13 protein-coding genes, 1 tRNA gene and 2 pseudogenes are annotated in these 17,630 nt (G+C 30.7%); 8 read left to right on the top strand and 8 right to left on the bottom strand.

Features of this window, described 5'->3' with window-relative positions; all coding sequences use genetic code 11:
- Positions 1 to 239: 239 nt before the first annotated feature.
- The 5 genes and pseudogenes from B3X18_RS00825 to B3X18_RS00805 all read left to right on the top strand — a co-directional run.
- A pseudogene (locus tag B3X18_RS00825) lies at positions 240 to 383 on the top strand (transcription elongation factor GreB); the annotation flags it as partial.
- 193 nt (positions 384 to 576) lie between these two features.
- Positions 577 to 1,854, top strand: a complete 1,278-nt coding sequence (locus tag B3X18_RS00820; protein ID WP_034688833.1) for a hypothetical protein — start codon at positions 577 to 579, stop codon at positions 1,852 to 1,854.
- Between the two features lie 141 nt (positions 1,855 to 1,995).
- Complete coding sequence (locus B3X18_RS00815; protein ID WP_051590411.1) at positions 1,996 to 3,117, top strand: ComEC/Rec2 family competence protein; 1,122 nt, start codon at positions 1,996 to 1,998, stop codon at positions 3,115 to 3,117.
- Positions 3,114 to 4,562 (top strand): Hachiman antiphage defense system protein HamA, encoded by a 1,449-nt coding sequence (locus tag B3X18_RS00810; protein ID WP_286934995.1) that lies wholly within the window; start codon positions 3,114 to 3,116, stop codon positions 4,560 to 4,562. Before B3X18_RS00815 ends, B3X18_RS00810 begins: the two co-directional genes overlap by 4 nt.
- The gene (locus B3X18_RS00805; RefSeq protein ID WP_051590410.1) at positions 4,562 to 6,727 is read left to right on the top strand and encodes a DEAD/DEAH box helicase; all 2,166 of its coding nucleotides are present in this window, start codon (positions 4,562 to 4,564) and stop codon (positions 6,725 to 6,727) included. The genes B3X18_RS00810 and B3X18_RS00805 overlap by 1 nt, the downstream gene beginning before the upstream one ends.
- Here the strand turns inward: B3X18_RS00805 and greB are convergent.
- Genes greB through gmtY form a run of 4 tightly spaced genes read right to left on the bottom strand, consistent with a single transcriptional unit; the run spans position 6,718 to position 11,858 of the window.
- Positions 6,718 to 7,188, bottom strand: a complete 471-nt coding sequence (gene greB / locus B3X18_RS00800; RefSeq protein ID WP_034688828.1) for a transcription elongation factor GreB — start codon at positions 7,186 to 7,188, stop codon at positions 6,718 to 6,720. The two genes, B3X18_RS00805 and greB, sit on opposite strands and share 10 nt — an antisense overlap.
- Positions 7,185 to 7,796 carry a gamma-mobile-trio protein GmtX gene (gene gmtX, locus B3X18_RS00795; protein WP_034688826.1) on the bottom strand — a complete coding sequence of 204 codons (612 nt, stop codon included), beginning with the start codon at positions 7,794 to 7,796 and terminating at the stop codon, positions 7,185 to 7,187. The genes greB and gmtX overlap by 4 nt, the downstream gene beginning before the upstream one ends.
- Complete coding sequence (gene gmtZ, locus B3X18_RS00790) at positions 7,786 to 10,551, bottom strand: gamma-mobile-trio integrase GmtZ (protein ID WP_286935012.1); 2,766 nt, start codon at positions 10,549 to 10,551, stop codon at positions 7,786 to 7,788. Before gmtZ ends, gmtX begins: the two co-directional genes overlap by 11 nt.
- A complete protein-coding gene (gmtY, locus tag B3X18_RS00785) occupies positions 10,548 to 11,858 on the bottom strand; it encodes a gamma-mobile-trio recombinase GmtY (protein WP_034688991.1) in 1,311 nt (436 codons plus the stop codon). Before gmtY ends, gmtZ begins: the two co-directional genes overlap by 4 nt.
- Before the next feature lie 104 nt (positions 11,859 to 11,962).
- Between gmtY and B3X18_RS00780 the strand changes: the two are divergent.
- Positions 11,963 to 12,301, top strand: a pseudogene (locus B3X18_RS00780) (GreA/GreB family elongation factor); the annotation flags it as partial.
- Positions 12,302 to 12,397: 96 nt separating this feature from the next.
- Positions 12,398 to 12,487, top strand: a tRNA-Ser gene (locus B3X18_RS00775).
- Positions 12,488 to 12,722: 235 nt separating this feature from the next.
- Here B3X18_RS00775 and B3X18_RS00770 read toward each other — a convergent pair.
- The 3 genes from B3X18_RS00770 to B3X18_RS00760 all read right to left on the bottom strand — a co-directional run bounded on the left by B3X18_RS00770 (position 12,723) and on the right by B3X18_RS00760 (position 15,534).
- Positions 12,723 to 13,712 (bottom strand): hypothetical protein, encoded by a 990-nt coding sequence (locus B3X18_RS00770; protein ID WP_005015592.1) that lies wholly within the window; start codon positions 13,710 to 13,712, stop codon positions 12,723 to 12,725.
- Positions 13,712 to 14,902, bottom strand: a complete 1,191-nt coding sequence (locus B3X18_RS00765) for a YagK/YfjJ domain-containing protein (RefSeq protein WP_005015590.1) — start codon at positions 14,900 to 14,902, stop codon at positions 13,712 to 13,714. Before B3X18_RS00765 ends, B3X18_RS00770 begins: the two co-directional genes overlap by 1 nt.
- A gap of 446 nt (positions 14,903 to 15,348) precedes the next feature.
- Complete coding sequence (locus B3X18_RS00760; protein WP_005404905.1) at positions 15,349 to 15,534, bottom strand: AlpA family phage regulatory protein; 186 nt, start codon at positions 15,532 to 15,534, stop codon at positions 15,349 to 15,351.
- 114 nt (positions 15,535 to 15,648) lie between these two features.
- On the opposite strand from B3X18_RS00760, the gene B3X18_RS00755 reads away from it, so the two are divergent.
- Entirely contained in the window at positions 15,649 to 16,956 is a 1,308-nt protein-coding gene (locus tag B3X18_RS00755) for a hypothetical protein (RefSeq protein ID WP_005015587.1), read from the top strand.
- Between the two features lie 141 nt (positions 16,957 to 17,097).
- Here B3X18_RS00755 and B3X18_RS00750 read toward each other — a convergent pair whose 3' ends face one another.
- Positions 17,098 to 17,499: a hypothetical protein gene (locus B3X18_RS00750; protein ID WP_005015586.1), complete on the bottom strand. Its 402-nt coding sequence runs from the start codon at positions 17,497 to 17,499 to the stop codon at positions 17,098 to 17,100.
- Positions 17,500 to 17,630 lie beyond the last annotated feature (131 nt).

Genomic DNA, 17,630 nt, shown 5'->3' with positions numbered 1-17,630 from the left:
CATTTAAAATGACAGGGATGAAATAAAACTGTGTAGTTTAACTACATAGATAAAAAGAACATAAATACTAAAAAGTGAACGGATAATAAAGTGCAAATTTTATTATGTCAAATTTTGATCAAAAATAGCTGAGCGATATTTATATAAATAATTGATATTAATAAATTTTAAATTAAGATTGTGATAATATGTTGAAACTGTATGGCATAATAGATAATTATATAAACTGAATATTCATAATGAAATCTAACTTAATTACTCGAGCCGGCTATGACCGGTTGGTGGCTGAATTACAACAGCTCTGGCACGAAGAACGTCCGGAAATAACCAAGAAAGTTAACTGGGCTGCCAGCCTGGGCGATCGTAGTGAAAATGCCGATTTTTAAATAATAACCCTAAAATTTATACTAATAATTATTTTTATCCTTAAATTCAACTAAATACGAATAGTATGCATACTAAAATTACATACTATAAGATTTGTATCCAATAGAATTGTAAACAAAGCTATTTAATTTATTGTTCCTTTATAAAAAATATGATAAATAAATCTTATTTAGATTAATTTTTAAACAAATGACTAATAAAAACTATAAAATTGTATTTAATACAGAATATAAAGACTTTAATCTCGATATGTTAAATGATTATTGGGATTTTAGTGATTTTGATAACTTAAAGTTTAATCATACTATTAAGGCTCTATTAGATAAATACAGCCTTAGAACACCTGATAAATTAGAACGTATTGTTAAGAATAGTGGATATATAATAATTTATGAAGTAATGGATTGTAGAAAGTGCATTAAAGAGATTAAGATTTTAAAAAGAAGAGATCTTGACTTTAAAAAATATAAAAGGATTATTCATGAACTAAAATGTTATCCATGCCAAAAGAATAAAGCTGATAATTCTATAAAATTACATTTAAATAATTTTAAAGAATTGGTTTCATTAAAAGAAAATATAGAAATTGCTTCTCCTAATTCAGAGCTAACCTATTTAGAAAAGATTTTCTTATATGTACTTATTACTAAAAGCACTATTATAAAAGAGAGTATATCAATCAATGAATGGAATATTTTCAATGAAATAGAAGCTAATGGCTTTAATGATATTATAGAAAGACTAATTAAAAAAGGCTATATTTTTATAACGAACCAGTATGATAATATTATAAAAAAACAACATGAATTAGACATGCTTAAACTCGAATTGGATTGTTATATAGGAGATGAAATTAAAAAGGAAATCACAAAGTACTTATCATTAAACTTTAGATCTGAAATAAAAATAATAATTCCTGAAGGAATGAATAATTTAGAAGAATGGATTGGACAGCTTTATGGTAATATTATTAATTATAAATTAAAAGTAGATGATTGTGAGGATATTAAAAATTATTTAGATACAAAGCGTTTAGTAGAGGTTTATTTTTTAATTGATGATATATGTAGTAGGAAAAAGATACCGATTAAAAAAAATAATGCTTTAGAATTTAATTTAATGCGTATGATTAGTAAATTCAATTTAAATGAAATTTATTCATTATTAAGCTATCAGGCTAATAAAACAATGTCCAAATTATATGAAGTAGAAAATATCTATAAAGATAATAATAAATTTGTTAAAGAACCCCTATTTAATCTTAAAATCTTAAGCTATTTAGATTATCTTGAAGAAAAAAAAGAAAAACCAAAATATCCTCGTTGCCTTCCAGAGAGCTGGAATTATTCAGATGTAGAGTTATTTATTAGTGCTAATATAATTCGCAATTATGAGAAATGGGAAAAATATACCTCAGAACAAATACTATCTTTATGGTGCTCTAACTCAAGTATAGAAATTAATTAAGTTAATAAAATCAATAAACTATATAGTATATATTTTAAGAGAATATGCTTAAGTTACTAAAGATAAGCCATTTCTAGAAAAGAAGAAATGTGTTATATTTTCGTAACTTAAAAAATTGCATATTTTATGATCAGAATAACCATGCATCAAGCTGGAAATGGAGATTGTATCTCCATACAAACAGATGAGGAATTTGTACTGATAGATGGAGGTACTGCACATTCATTTGACCAATGGAAAAAGGAAATATTTGATAAGGTTAGTAAAATTGATACGTTAATTGTTACTCACATTGATAACGACCATGTTAATGGAGTTATCAAACTTTTATTAGATGAAAAATGTCCAAAAATTAATGAAATATATTTTAATGGTGTTGAGCAAATATTTGAAAATATTACAATAAATAATGAAGAAATAGATCGTACTATTGAGAGACAGTTAAAAGCTTTTGCATGTGAATGCGATAATATTGAAACTACTATACCAGTAGGGTATGCCGAAGGCACATCTCTATCTTATTTAATTAAAGAGAAAGGTATAAATTGTAATTCGATAGTTTCTCAAGAAGCTATATATCGGGAGAAATTAAAAGAGTTTTATAGTAATAAAATAAAATTTACAATTATTTCTCCTACGCAAGATGATCTTAATGAATTAAAACAAAATTGGCTGAAAAGTCTTAATGAGAAAAAAATAAGGCCTAAAATTTTAACTAAATCTTACTCTGAAGCCTTTGAGTTATTTGTAAAAAATATCATCGATTCACATACAGAAAATTTTAATATTAATGCAACATCACATAGCTCTATTGAATCTTTAGCAACTACACCTTATTTTCCGGATCCTTCTTTAACGAATAAAAGTAGTTTTGCTTTTCTAATAGAATATGGTGATAAAAAAATACTATATTTAGGTGATTGTCATGTAGAAACAATCATATCTTGGTTAGATATGGAGTGTATAGAAACCTTAGAAGTAGATTTAATAAAAATATCCCATCATGGTAGTAAAAATAATACTAATTTAGATTTGCTTAGAAGAATTAAAAGTAAAAAATATTTTATAAGTACAAATGGTAATATTCATAGCCACCCTGATTTAGAAACATTATCAAGGATAATATTCGTAAATCAACAAGATGAAATTGAAATTTATATTAATCATGAAGTAAATCATATCCCTAATTGGTTTATAAATGAAATTAATGAAAAATATATAAATGTTAAATTATTTCAGGGAATACAGGGGGTTGAATTATGAGTGTTATTAGTCTTGATCATTTTAAATTGAATTCTATATACGTTATAGAAGCTATAACCGAATCTGGATTAATAAAAAGAGGAACATGCTTTTCAATTTCAAAAAAAATATTGTTAACTGCTAATCATGTTATAGATATAAATCCAAAATATATTAGAATTTATTTATCAAGTGATGATTACTCAAAAGGTAATTACATAGAGTCTAAATGTATATATTGTAATAAAGAACTAGATATAGCTATAATTGAAATATTAGATTTTGAATTAAATCATCATATAAATTTATATTCTACTAATGTAGGTATAGATAATGAAGTACTTTCATGTGGTTATCCTGCAGAAAAAGATATATTTTATGAGCCAATTAAGGTAAAAATTTCCAATGATTTAACAAATGTCACAACTTCTAATTATAGCTTTGAAGTTACTCAAGCAACAACTGTAACTAACTATAGTGGTATGTCGGGTTCACCAGTAATTTATAATAATGACTGTATAGGTATTTTAGTGTACCAGCAAGGTAAAAATACTTTATATGGAATTTCTATTAAAGATGTATTAAAAGATATTAATATTCTAAATATTATAAATGAAAATTTTATTAAGTATAAAATTCAAAATGGTATTGATTATAATCCACCAAAGCATCCTTTATCACCATTTAAATATTGTGTAAATTGTAATGCTTCAGATCCTAATATTAAGGGGATTGATATTGGGTTTGAGTTTGGCGAATGGAAAATTAATAATTTTAGTGAAACAGTCTATGATTGGATCATTGATTACGCTTTGACTCTAAAAGAACAAAAGAACTTTAATGGAAGTGATAGGCAGCTATTTAAGTTTGCAAAAGATAACTTTTTATTAAATAACCTGGATGCTTTAGGGGATCTTTGTTTACATATTGCAATAAGAGAAACATATAAAACTATCCCAGTAATGAATAAGTTATTCGATATAAATAACAAAACATTTTCATGTACACATGCTGTTTTAATTTTTGATAGTTTAGAATTATGGATAGGAGCTTCATCAGTTAATAGAACACTTGAAGAAGTTATTGAATCTATAGTTAAAAATATCGAATATATTGTAGATATTCGCTCATTAAAAAACCGTTTATTTGCTTTAACTAATCAAATTGATGATTCTTGGCCCCATAAAGAAAAATTAGAAAGGTTATCCGATGCTAATTTATCAATTGATGAAAGATTTGATAAAATAATAATACCTATATTTCTGATGCATGATAGTGATTTAATTAATAATTTTGACAAAGAAAATTTTATAAAACTTTTTGAAGATCATGTTTTGGAATGTCGTAATCTTTTGAAAAGTAATATAAACGATGGATTGGTAAAACTTGTTGATCTCCGTGTTTTTTGTTTTCCCGTATCTGATATTCAAAAAATTAATGATGAATTGTATAAGGAATTATCTTGATGTCAGACTGGTATAAAGAAGCAAGAGATAAATTAGAAAACCCTCATTTTTCAGATTGGGATAATTTTCTTATTTCTCTTATAAATGAATTTAATACTCATAAAAATAAATCTTTAATTCAAGATATAGTGATAAGAACTCTTGAAAGAAGAGGAGAGATTGAAAGAGATTTTATTTTAGATCATTTATTAGGTGAGTTAGGACTTTTTCCTTATTTGAAAAATAAGGAATTAACATCAAAAGATACTTTCAGAACGAGTTTTTTTACTACGCCGCAAGATAAAGATAAAGTTTTTCATATAAGACAAGCTGAAGTATTTTATAGAATAATGAATGGCGAGAATATTATTCTCAGTGCTCCTACTAGTTTTGGAAAAAGTTTGATTATTGAAGCATTGGTTTCAAGCCATATGTTTAATAATCTTGTTATTGTTGTACCTACAATTGCACTAATAGATGAATTAAAAAAGAAATTATATAAATATAGCGATTACTATAAAATTGTTACTCAAGCAAACCAAACTTCATCTAAAAAAAATATATTTATTTTTACTCAAGAGAGAGTACTTGAATCTAAGTCAATTTCATCAGTAGATTTTTTTATTATCGATGAATTTTATAAACTTGCTCCTACCTCAACTAATGATGAAAGATGTGATAGTTTGAACTTAGCTTTTAAATCTCTTTATAATAAATGTAAACGGTTTTATATGCTGGGACCTAGAATTAATGGTCTATTTGAAGGCATAGAAGATGAATTAAGATGTTCTTTTCTTAAATTCGATCACTTTGCAACAGTAGCGACAAATGAAATTTATTTTGATATAAATACTAATGGAAGAGATGCTGATATTGATATAGAAAGAGATAAGTTTTTAATACCTTTATTAAAATCAAAAGGTCGTGATGAGCAAACAGTAATTTACTGTAAATCACCAAAGAGAGCTAGTGCTTTATTATCTCGAATCTTAAACAAAAATATCTTAGAAATAAATGATAATAATAATGAATTTGCGGATTGGTTATCTTATACATATCATCCTCAATGGTCCTTGGTTGAAGGTCTAAAACATGGTATCGCTTACCATCATGCTCAAATTCCACGAGCAGTTGGCTCTACAATTGTAGATTTATTTAATGAATCAAAAATTAATATTCTTATTTGTACTTCAACTTTAATTGAGGGTGTAAATACCAATGCGAAAAATATTGTAATTTATGATGATTGTATTACAAGAAAAACTAAATTAGATATGTTTACTTTTAATAATATTGCTGGACGTTCTGGAAGAATGTTTGAGCATTATGTTGGTAATGTTTATATATTTGGAAGGAAACCCCAAGCTGAATTACCATATATTGATGTTCCTATCGTTACACAAAGTGAAAATATTTCCGATTCATTATTATTACATCTAGGCGATGAAGTTAATAGTTCGAATAAAGAAAGAGTTAAAAAATTTTATGAACAGGAAGTTTTACCTTTATCAATTTTATTGAAACATCAAGGTATTGATCCTAATAAAATGATTAATTTTGCTGAAGATTTGGTTTCTAATTTAACTGATTGGAATCCATATATGTGTTGGGATGGTATCTATCCTAATAAAAAAGAATTAAAACATATTTCTTTTATTTTATTTAATTATTTTAATATTTCATCTATGGCCGGTGGATCTGTAAGAACTGAAGCTCAATTAAATAAAAAAATAATTGATATTATTGATAAGAAAGAAGACAGTACTCTAATCATCAATGATTATAATTTTAGAAGATCACGTGAACATGATTATACTATAGATGATGCAGTTCAATCTGTTTTTAATTTTAAGAAGAATCTGGTTAACTATAATCTTCCTAAAATATTATATGCAATTAGTGATATTCAAGAATATATTTTTAATAAGTATGGTTTAAAATATGGTAATTATAAGATTTTTGCTTCAAATTTAGAAAATTTCTTTTTTCCATCAGCATTTAATGCATTAGAAGAGTTTGGTATACCGAACCAAGTTTCTAAGAAAATATTTGATGAAATAAATCTTGAAGATTTAGAAAATATTGATTCTATTTTAGATTTTTTCCGTGGTAAAAATAGTAATAGATATTCATTCCTTTCTGACTTTGAAAATGATTTTCTTCAAAGAGTTATTGGTTATTTATAAGTTATACTTATTATGTACCAGATTTTTTTTCCCTTAGGTGTATTTACCTGAATCTCATCATTTATTGACTTACCTAAACATGCTTTTGCCATAGGTGATTGAAGTGAAATGTAGTCTTTTCGACCATATATTTCTTCATCACCTACAATCCGAAATTTGATGATTTCACCTTCATCATTTTCTAATTCAACCCAAGCTCCGAAATAAGCTTTTCCTTCTTGTTCAGGGCTGTATTCAACTTTATGAGCAACTTCAAAAAGTTTAGTTAAGAATCTGATTCTACGGTCAATTTCGCGCAGCTTTCTTTTATTATAATGATAGTCAGCATTTTCTGATCTATCACCGAGACTTGCAGCCCAAGAAACAATTTTAGTGATTTCTGGTCGTTCTTTACGAACTAAATCATTTAACTCATCTTGTAAGCGTTGATAGCCTTCTGCAGTTAGCAATTTGCGATTCAAGATAAATACTCCAGCGCCTTACGTAGGGCATCCAATGTTGAAACTTTAAAAATAGGCTTATTGAACTTATCAACAAGTTCACCAAACTGTGTTGGTTTCAGATCCCACTTTTTTTGAAAATCCGATGATAGCAAATACTGTAAAGCTCGAACTTCTTGTTCAGAAAGTTTGAACGATTGATCGGATATCATATTCTTATGGTCATAAATATCAATCCTTTGCTTTGGAGGAATAATTTCGCGGATCATTTGCTGAGCTTCTTTTAACTCAGATGCCATAATACGAACAAGCAACTGATGCTTAGGGTTTAAAATTTCATCTATCCATTCGTTATTACTTTTAGAAGGATTCTTCAGCTTAGGTTTATGAGAACTTTGATCAGCAAAAGATTGAATTAAGGTTTTGTATTTTTCACCTGTTTTATTCCGGATACTTTGAGCTTTGGGTACTCCTCTTTGAAAACCCAACTTAGAAATTGTACTAATTGAGAAATCATTAATGCCCCGGTCTTTTTGTTCATTACAAACTTCATATATAGCATCAAGTGATTGCTGAACTTTTAAAGTGCTGTTCTTTTTTAACTCTTTTAATAAATCTTCAGGATCCATGATTTGCCCCAATGAAAGTTGGCGAATTATGTAGTATTAGCTCAATTTCAGATTTTAATATTTGTTCTGACTCAGCTAGTTCAACAAGCTTAATTTTACCATCCATGACTTTTTGTACTTTATCCCAGGACTTAAGACGGCTCATTAATAAATTGAAAATTTGGTTGCCTGCAATCAGTTGTTGTTCTTTGGATAGCATAAATAAACTAGGCATAATTTCGTTAAATAAAGCCATTTTATCGATTAGTTGTGTCCTTGGATAAATAGCCTGATCAGCATTACATGATTTATAAATGACAGCATTTTCACAAACTTCTTGTAATTGCTGATAATGGCCAACTTCTTCCATTTCTAATATTAATTCTGCATCGGAAGTAGTGATTAAGGAAAGTTTTTCATTACTTTCAAGTGAGGTATTATTGATTAGTTTATGGCATTTCGTAATATGACTATATGCTGCTTGTATGTCGCATAGAAGCATATCTAATTTTTTTGCTGCCGTTTCATACTCAGCTTCATAATTTCTAAGTTCAGTTTCTAATTGAAATCTTTTTAAAGTACCTTCAAATTTTTGTTGCTTAAAATTGGCTATATATTCTTCTCTTTCCAGATTCTCAATGTCTTGAGTAAGCTGATTAACTTTAAGTTGTAATTTGGAGCAAATATCAGATTGATCATTAGATTGGAGTAAAATTTCATTGGTAATTGCTAATAAGCCACCGATAAAAGCTGGACCAGTAATAAAGTGTCGGCAGCGTATACAGTTTTGAATACCTAAATAACCCTGAGGTGTAGGAGTATAGAACGAACTACTTTTGATTATTTCACCACCATCGTCACATCTTGATGCTGCAAACGGACAGATACCATAATCTCTAAATACATAATTTCCTGCAGGAACCTCATTCGACAATGCCTGTAATAATTCTGCATTGTTTCCAATTAAATGATTTTTAATATTTTCAATTTTGTTTTGTTCAATAGTTTTTTGAATAGACTCAACTTCTGATTTTAAAATTATTTTTTCGCTTTCTTCCAATTTGGTTCTAATTTCACTGTGTGAAACCTTGCAATAATAAATAGACATGATAACAGAGCTATGACCAACAATTTTCATCACTATTTCTATAGGCATTCCCATTTCCAGTACATAAGCTGTAATGAGGCTGACGCGCATGCTATGAGGAGTATATTTGGATTTATAACAACCTAATGTCGCTGGATTACCTTCTAATGTAGCTAGAGCTAAGTTTGAAGGTTGTATATGGAAAAGAGTAGCAGCTAAACGTGGGGTAAGAGCATTTCCAACTGTTGCAGGTTCGAAATCATTAAAACGTCTAAAGAGAAAACAATTTAATCCTTTTGCCTTTCTTTGAAGTTCATTCAAATTTGTTCTTTGACAATCTAACCAAGTACTTGGGTAGCTAATAGGATTATATTTCTGTTGCCACTTGCGGAGTTTCACTAACCAATAGGCTAAATCTTCAGACATCCATGGAATTGTGTAACCTTGTCCATTTTTATTTGTTTTATTAGTAGTAGTAAACATGCCTATCTGATTGTCAGGCATTTTCTTAATAAAGGATTGTTGTTTAGTTAAGCCTGCAAATATAGAGTCATTTTTCTTCCATATTATTTTGTTTTGAAGATCTAACTCTGCAATATATTCATCGGCTTCACCTGAATCATTATAGGCAATTTGCCGGCCTCTTAAGGGTACTTTAGTTAGTGCATAGGTATGAATCCAGTCTGTAGGACACCATAAGTATGCTTGATCATCAATAATGCGGTATACACAGTCGGGATCATGCAAATCAAGTTGATCAAAATTAACTTTGATCCAGTCAGCATCAAATTTATGTAAGTGTTCTAAATCCTGAAAACATTTTGCTTTATTAGGTAAGATCCATTCTTGAGCCTTTTTAACAAAATGATATTGTAGGCAGGGTTTTGTCGTTTCTGAACGAATAAAGCTTGAGGATAAATTTTGTTGATTGAGTAAAAGGGAAAAGGGGTTACGTGCATTATCTACACGTACAATTTCACCAGTATCTTCATCTTCAATAGTTAGATCATTATCAATAATATAATCTAAGAACTCATTTACAGCTTTAATAATGCTTCGTTTTAAAACATCTGAATTAAAGTTTTCCAGTAAATCTCTGAAAGGCTTAACATCAAACTTTTCTTGAATTAAAAAAGAATGGGGAGATTTACTTTTATCAAAGGTTTCTATATAAAGCCGTACAAATCTGCATAGATGGGTTTCTTTGCTCCCTCCACCTCTTGCTCGAGTCATAAATTCTTTAATTTTTATTGCCCAAGCTTCATATTCTCTTGATATGAAATCTGGTTTAAAGGGCTCAACTTTACCTAAAAATTTATACCAATTTTCCCATTCGTTTTGATAAACCCCTTGAGGGTCAAGAGGAAGAGATGAATCATTCTGTTTTACAACATACTTTTTATATTCATTAGCATTTTTAAGATTCTTAGGTGTGATTAATTTTTTTAATTCAGTGTATGAAACAAAGTCGACAATATCGAAAAAATCTTTATAGCTGATCCAATCCTCATAGATTCTTTCAGGATGAGCAGGTAATCCAAATTCTTTATAGGTCTGTTTGTAAAGCATTGAATTGGTAATATTTAATTTTTTACATGTTTGTTTTAACAATTCTAAAGTCGGATAAGTAGAAAATTCTCTATTAAATTTTTTACTTTCAATCTGCCGTATGATTTGTGGTTTCATTATTTAATTGCTCGTAACTTGTCCTGGACTTCTTCTAAGGTAGGTTTTATATATACAAGACAAGAGGTGGGACTTTTATGATGCATAGCTTTTTGTATTTCTACCTGATTTAAGCCAGCTTGTTTTGCCCGAAAACCGTAAGCATGTCGATGACCGTGTTCTGTTGTTCCAAGATTTTTTTTACACTGTAATCCAATACGTTCAACAGCATTTTTATGCAATCTTTGGAAATTTTTTATAGTTTCAGGTTCACCAAAAGTATTAGTGAAGGCAAAAGGATGAGGACTGTTTCTTTTAGGTTCTATTCGCTGAAATTTTAAATAATTTGCCCAAATTGATAAAAATTCTTTTGCTTTTTCAGGTGGATTAAAAACAACTTCAAAGTATCCTTCTCTTGAGGTAAGTAAAGGAGTTTTCCAGCCAGCATAGAGTCTTTCAGAAAATAGATAATTATTTCTTGGTCTATAGTTTGTTTTTGCTAATAAGTATTCCTTTCGGTTTCTGAATGCGGGATCTGGAGAACTACCTAATTCTGGATGATAGACTCTAACCAAAGCTTCGAAAGGGCGGGTAGGGTGCAATGTAATATCTGAGGTATAGATATGAAAAATTTCACTCTTTCTTAGACCACCATAATTCATCAACATCGTAATTGCCTGAGATCTATAATCTATATCTCCATTCTTATCAAAGCCTAGGTATAGGAGCCTTTCTATTTGATCTTCAGGAAAACGTACAGCATATTCAAAATCAAATAGGCTTTCTTTAAAAGAATCAACCAAACGTACTTGGTCTTGCGTTAGTTGATTAGATGTTAAGTGATTTAAAAATACATTTGCTTGCTTATGGTAGTAAGCACACCAATTCAAACGTTCTTCATAACAAGTAGCTTTACGGAACGGATTAACTCTAATCGATGAGTGTTCATCCTGTAGAGTAAGAAAGTCAGTGTAGTGAGTTATATGAAATAACAAATTATTGGTATCCCTAACTGAACGCGGTCTCCAATATAATTCAAGGGGATCTTTACCATTAGAATAGTCAATGGTGCCAGTGATTAAAGCTTCTGTGAAAGCTTTGAGTAGCTTTGTTGCACTATCAATATTAGGAACAGAGTTAATATATTTCAGTAGAAGCTGTAAGGCATAACATGATCTTTCTTTCCATGCAGCACTCTTTGAATTAAACCAAGCTAAGTAACGTAAGTGAGAAATGATGATGCCTTTCTCGGTAAAGATACAAGGCAGAGTCAAGCTACTATGTGATGTGCAGTCTCTATAGTTGACATAAATTTTCTTAACGTAAGCCATATAATATTTATTATGTAGTATGAGTTGTTTTAACAATCAAGCTATCAGTATTTGATCAATTGTCAAACTGTTTTATTAATAAATAGTATGTTTAAACATGGGGTTATAATATCAATAAACAGCTCTTACGCAAGATTGATCGTCGGGTAAGATATTTAGGAAAACGGCTGGAAGAGCTGAGAATTGTTGACCATTCACCTGAACAGGACGGACGCGTTTACTTTGGTGCTTGGGTAGATATTGAAAATGAATATGGTGAACAGAAAACTTTACGAATTGTCGGGATAGATGAGATTTATGATCATCATCCTCAACATATTTCAATTGACTCACCTATGGCTAGGGCATTACTTTCAAAACAGGTGAATGATGAGATTGAAGTGATGACCCCTTCAGGGAAAAAGCAATGGTATATCAATGCAATTTGTTATGAAAAACCATGAAATTCATAATATCTGGTTCTATTTTGAACACTTGTCCAATTAAATCTACAAAATGATTTGCCAATTTTACGAATAGTTTATATGATAGCGCTCGTTGGAAGCGTGGCAGAGTGGTTTAATGCACCGGTCTTGAAAACCGACGAGGGTTCACGCCCTCCGTGAGTTCGAATCTCACCGCTTCCGCCAAATATTTTTATAAGCCCTTGTATCTACAAGGGCTTATTTTTTTACCTGTAGCTTACCCCTCAAACTACCCCACATAAAATTTTGGATGTGTTTAACTCAAATAGGTATATTTAGGATGTAATAGGAAAATGAAGCGTTTCAGTTTTAATTTATTGCAGTCTTATAAAACTACTTTTTCAATAAAAAAAGCCCAATAAATAATTATTGGGCTTTTAAAGAATTGATTAAAATGCCATCAGTAAATGATGTATTCAAACTTGGGTGATATGATTTTGGAATGATAATAATAATACTTCAAAGGATAGAGCATCACTTTAAAAATTACTTTCCATTGCGCCAGATTTATTCCCTGAAAATTATCTCTTTCAATTCGAGCGTAATGTATAAGAGTATTGCTTAAATCCAGTTGAACAGTCGGTTGTGTACTGTCATCAGATCCATGTATAAAGTGGTCTTCATGACTAGGTAAATTTAAATGATGTTGATCACGATAATAAACCAGCATATTTAAATAGTACTGACCGAACAGGGTTTGCTGGATACGCCACTGAATACATAATATCCCTCCTTGATTGAGTTGTAGAAGCTCTTTAATTAACTTGCCTTTTAGCTTTGTCATCACCTTCTCATCTCTGTTCATGTCTAGTAGCTGTGTATGACCAGTCATATTAAATAAACAAGAAACTCTCGCTACCTGAATATTAGTATGAGCAGTAAGTAGTCGGCTAACGACTCTAGAATTTTTGGTAGCTTGATCGGTTATTAGCTTGTTACGGGTTTTAAGATTACTTTGAGCCTCAGTACTTGCAGCATATCCCCGGATTTCATTCCATAATTGCTGTAAAAATAGATGTATCTGGGCTTTTGCGGGATGCTGGTTAATTGCTAAAAGATCTATCCATTGCCTCTGTTTAACAATTTCATAAACTTTAAAAAATAACAGGCTACTCATTTTGTCTAATACAAATGGATGAGCTTGCAGGGAGAGGGAAGGCGTACAACCTGACTGAACCATTTGCAACATGGTTTTTACTGCTGTGTCTAGTTGAATTAATGCTGCTGAAGGTATGAGTACCTCTCCTTTGGTCTGGAACGGTTTTGAGTTCTTCAAGCTCATTTGATGAGCAGTTTCACTTAAATGCTTCAGGTAAGACAAGAGCTGCAGATTATTTGAGCCACCTATTAAGTCTGTTGCATTGATTTGTTCAAGTTTTTCGAAGCTCATTATATATTTCCTTTTAATACTTTAAATTTAGCCGGTGTATGGATACCTGTTACAAGCTCTTTTGGTGTAGCTTGAACAGGTGACAGCTCATGGTATTTAAATTGGCGGGGACGCCCCACAGACCCGGTTTTACGAGGAAGCTTGCTTGTCTGGAATACACGTAATTTTTGGGTTAGAAGACGTTGATCAATGAGGAACTGATCCTGCTTGCAGATGTACAATAGAACCTGATCAAGGTTGTCAAAGAAGGTCTGATCATCATGATGAGCCATGCCAATAGCCAGGTTGCGATACTTGATCTTGTCGCGGTGACAGTTAAAGTAGTAGCCCTTGTTCCCGGTCAGTTGTGACCAGTACTGACCAATGACCTCTGCATAGTGAGTATCACGCTGGAACTTATTACCATCCATAAAGAACAGGCAGTGATAGTGGTAGCCTTTATGCTGACCGAATTCGAGCTTCCAGATATAACCAGCAATGTTGGGAAGGTTTTTGTCATAATGAAAGCGCTTTAACAGTTGAGCGAAATAGGCTCTCATTTCGTCAAACGTGAGATTATCCTGTATCAGGTGTTTCCAGCATAAATCAATACGGATTACTAACAATTTGCTAAAAAGCTTTCTCAGGCATTGTATTAACTTGACTGCCCGCTTGTACTGATGTTTGGCTTTTTCAGCACGTGCATTCTGGGCCGCTTTAAAGATAGGTGAATCTATCCGGATAAAAATCTCACGAATCAACTCATTTTTTAGTTGAGCAGTTGTATGGGAGCTTTTGGGATTTCCTGTCTCCTCATCTAATACTACGAATCTATAATTTGGTAGTGCATTCCAAAATAAAGTTTCATCGTTAGGATGAATGTGAGGTGCAACCACTGCATCATAGGCTTGTTTAAAAATGACGCTATGTTCACAGTGATAGTTACTTTGACTGACTTGTTCAATTGAATAGATTCCTTTTAAGAATAAATCAAGTGAAGTGTCATAGGTCTTTAAGCTTAAGCCTTCATTGTTGAGCTTAAATAAGTACTCTAGTGATTCACGTTCAATTTGATTAATGGCAAAAATCATACTGAACATACTTGAAACAACGGGATTCTCTTTAAGAGTAAATTTACCATTGCATTGTTCACTAGTGAGCTCTAATACATTAGACGGATAATTTTGTTCAATATTAATTTGTGGTTCCATATGGGATTACTCATAAGATTCTAATCTAAGTAAGTTTTAACTATTAAAATGATGGTACTGTTGGGTGGATAACTGAGTACGGTGAATACTGAATCGGTTACCCAGACAGTTGTATCCATCTGTTTAATCAATCTATTTTTTATATTTAAGTGATTAATTTACTTGAATAAGGTATTAATTGATCTGTGCTAATAATCGGTATCTAAGTACCTAGTTATTATTAAGAATAATGAGATATCAGTACTGAGTGTATAAGAGCTACTTAATCTGTATTAGATACCTAACTATTTATTTCATATAGATAATTAATGCTTATTAATTAAATTAAAAAACCTAAATTCACTTTCATAAGTCATAGCTGTCCCGTAAGGGCAAATGATGAAATTGCCCTTTGGTCATTACGGGAATTTGAGAACTAAGAAATTATGAAAGTTATGCCAATAGAATTAGTGGTAAGGCAGGTTTTTCAGCCATTGCTCAACTTCATTTTCAACCCAGGCAACGCTGTTCATTCCCAGCTTGCGTGGTTTAGGAAAGTCAGGGTCATAACGCTTGGATTTTTGATCCAGCTTGTCATAAATGGTGGATCGGCTAATTTGGCACTTGTTGATGACATCTTTCAATTTAAGCATACACATAGTGCTTGTAGGGTGTTGATTGTTTTGCATAAAATTCTAATTTCGACTGATGTGAACACAAAGGAATTATGGTAAGAATATACGTAAATAAAAGTTGAGAATGATTACGTGATTAGAGATTATCAAACAGAAGAGTTGTTTAAAGCAGTATTAGCGAATCTTTTTAGATTAGTTGTTATTTATTCGTGTGAGATGATTAAAGCAAAAAAAAGATTTCCAGATATGTATAGATGGTTTGAGGAAAATAACGAAGTCGTAGCTTTTGAAATTAGAAATTTTCTAAGAGAAAAAAAGGGTAATAATTTTTCAATCAAAGTTGATAGTTTTGATGATATGATTCAATTTGACCTTTTTGAGGATGATATTGTTTATGAGTTAAATCAATACTTTTGGGATTTTAAACAATTTCATGATATATCGTACAATAAGGCTCTAATATCAGAGTTAAACATTGACCAAGATATTATAGAGATTTTTTTTTATAATTTAATAGATAATTTAAGCTCTCCTAAAGAATATACAAATCAGTTCTTAGATTATTATAACTTTTTCAATAACTATGCATTATCCTCCTTTCTTTCTAAAGATAGAGTAAATCGATCAATTTTTAGATACTTTCAATTATATGCAGAAATAGTGAGCCCGAATACTCAATTGGAAAATAAGGCAATTCAGAGAAAATTTATGGATTTGCTAAGAGAAATTCCATACTACTCAATATTTGCACGTACATCTATCACAGGTTTTTCTACATTTAATACGTCTCAAGGTAAAAAATATTATTCAACTTTGAAGACACCATTAAATTTCAAACCAGGTACTTTAGTTGATAATTTATTGCATTTTTTGTTTCAACATCTGATTGAGCTTTTTTATTTCGATTTTTTAAAAGATGATCCCAAAAATTTTAAATTAAAGCTTGCTGTTGGTAAATCAAATTTTTTGAATGGGCAGCGTTTGTCTAAATATAATAAGCTTTATGAATGTAATAATATAATGAAATTATTATTGCAAACTTGGCCCAAAGAACAACATTTAGTGTATAGAAGTGTAGAAAAAGAGGGTTCAATCATTCCTGTGTTACGCAGTATTATGTATGAAAATTTTTTAGACGAATATGATAAATCTATTTTTTCTCACAATGATTCTAGAGAAAAGACAAGTCCAAATAAAATAAAACGAGATAAAGATGCTAGAGCAAGAATATTGGCATTTTTTAAATATTTAGAGTTTGGTTTTTTAGATATGGGTTTTAAGGTCAAAATGAGTGTTGATGCTGATAAAACCGATAATTGGAAAATAGAATTTATATCAAATAGTCGTAACAGCATGGGTAATTTTACGTGGACTTGGAATCAAATAAAGTCAGCTTACAGTGATCATAAAAAAAAGACAAATTTGTTTAATTATGAATAACTCATGATAACTTTCGCAGCGTATTAAGGGGGCCTTTTTTACTCGTAATTTTTACATAATAATTTGGCGAAAAAGCCAATAAGAAATTATGTGTTTAAGCGGAAAGTTAAGCAAGTTTTCCGCTTATTTTTTATTTTGAAATCACCCAATCCGATAAGCATAAGTCCCATAAGCTGTACTGATACTGACTTCACGAATAGACTCAACCTTGCAGCGCGGATAAGCTAAAGCCGCTGAGCCGTAATACATGTTTTTATAATCATATATGCGGGTTATTTCACAGTTGCCGCGGTTGACCTGAACGCCCGTAATGGTGGTGGGCTGATCGTTGAGTGAAATAATATCGATTTTATCAATATAACCTGTCAATGAACCTTGCGATTCAGCACGGTAGACGCGTATGTCAAATTCTTCAGCTATAGCCTTAGCTTCTGTTTGCTCATCAGCAATCGATGCCGTATCTAAATTTTGATTGTTCAGATCTGTTTCAGATGAAGCCGGCATTTCATCATCGGCCAGTGTTTCGCTTAAATCCGTTTGCATGAATTTCTGGGTTTTCGGATCAAGCTCTGCCTGTGGCTGATCAGTTTGCTAGCCCTATCTTGTGAGGGGGTGCAAGCACTCAGCAAAGCGATCAATAAGCAGGCAGCGGACAGTAATTTTATATGAGTCAT

The organism is Acinetobacter sp. UBA6571 (genome assembly GCF_002434085.1).
Classification (GTDB): domain Bacteria; phylum Pseudomonadota; class Gammaproteobacteria; order Pseudomonadales; family Moraxellaceae; genus Acinetobacter; species Acinetobacter radioresistens.
Note: the sequence above shows the minus strand (reverse complement) of the source record. Positions and strands in the feature narration are given on the sequence as shown.

Bases quoted from the DNA above. Each gene is read 5' to 3' on its own strand.
- B3X18_RS00820 (WP_034688833.1), top strand. From the start codon at position 577: ATGACTAATAAAAACTATAAAATTGTATTTAATACAGAATATAAAGAC.
- B3X18_RS00815 (WP_051590411.1), top strand. From the start codon at position 1,996: ATGCATCAAGCTGGAAATGGAGATTGTATCTCCATACAAACAGATGAG.
- B3X18_RS00810 (WP_286934995.1), top strand. From the start codon at position 3,114: ATGAGTGTTATTAGTCTTGATCATTTTAAATTGAATTCTATATACGTT.
- B3X18_RS00805 (WP_051590410.1), top strand. From the start codon at position 4,562: ATGTCAGACTGGTATAAAGAAGCAAGAGATAAATTAGAAAACCCTCAT.
- gmtX (WP_034688826.1), bottom strand. From the start codon at position 7,796: ATGGATCCTGAAGATTTATTAAAAGAGTTAAAAAAGAACAGCACTTTA.
- gmtY (WP_034688991.1), bottom strand. From the start codon at position 11,858: ATGGCTTACGTTAAGAAAATTTATGTCAACTATAGAGACTGCACATCA.
- B3X18_RS00770 (WP_005015592.1), bottom strand. From the start codon at position 13,712: ATGAGCTTCGAAAAACTTGAACAAATCAATGCAACAGACTTAATAGGT.
- B3X18_RS00765 (WP_005015590.1), bottom strand. From the start codon at position 14,902: ATGGAACCACAAATTAATATTGAACAAAATTATCCGTCTAATGTATTA.
- B3X18_RS00760 (WP_005404905.1), bottom strand. From the start codon at position 15,534: ATGCTTAAATTGAAAGATGTCATCAACAAGTGCCAAATTAGCCGATCC.
- B3X18_RS00750 (WP_005015586.1), bottom strand. From the start codon at position 17,499: ATGCAAACGGATTTAAGCGAAACACTGGCCGATGATGAAATGCCGGCT.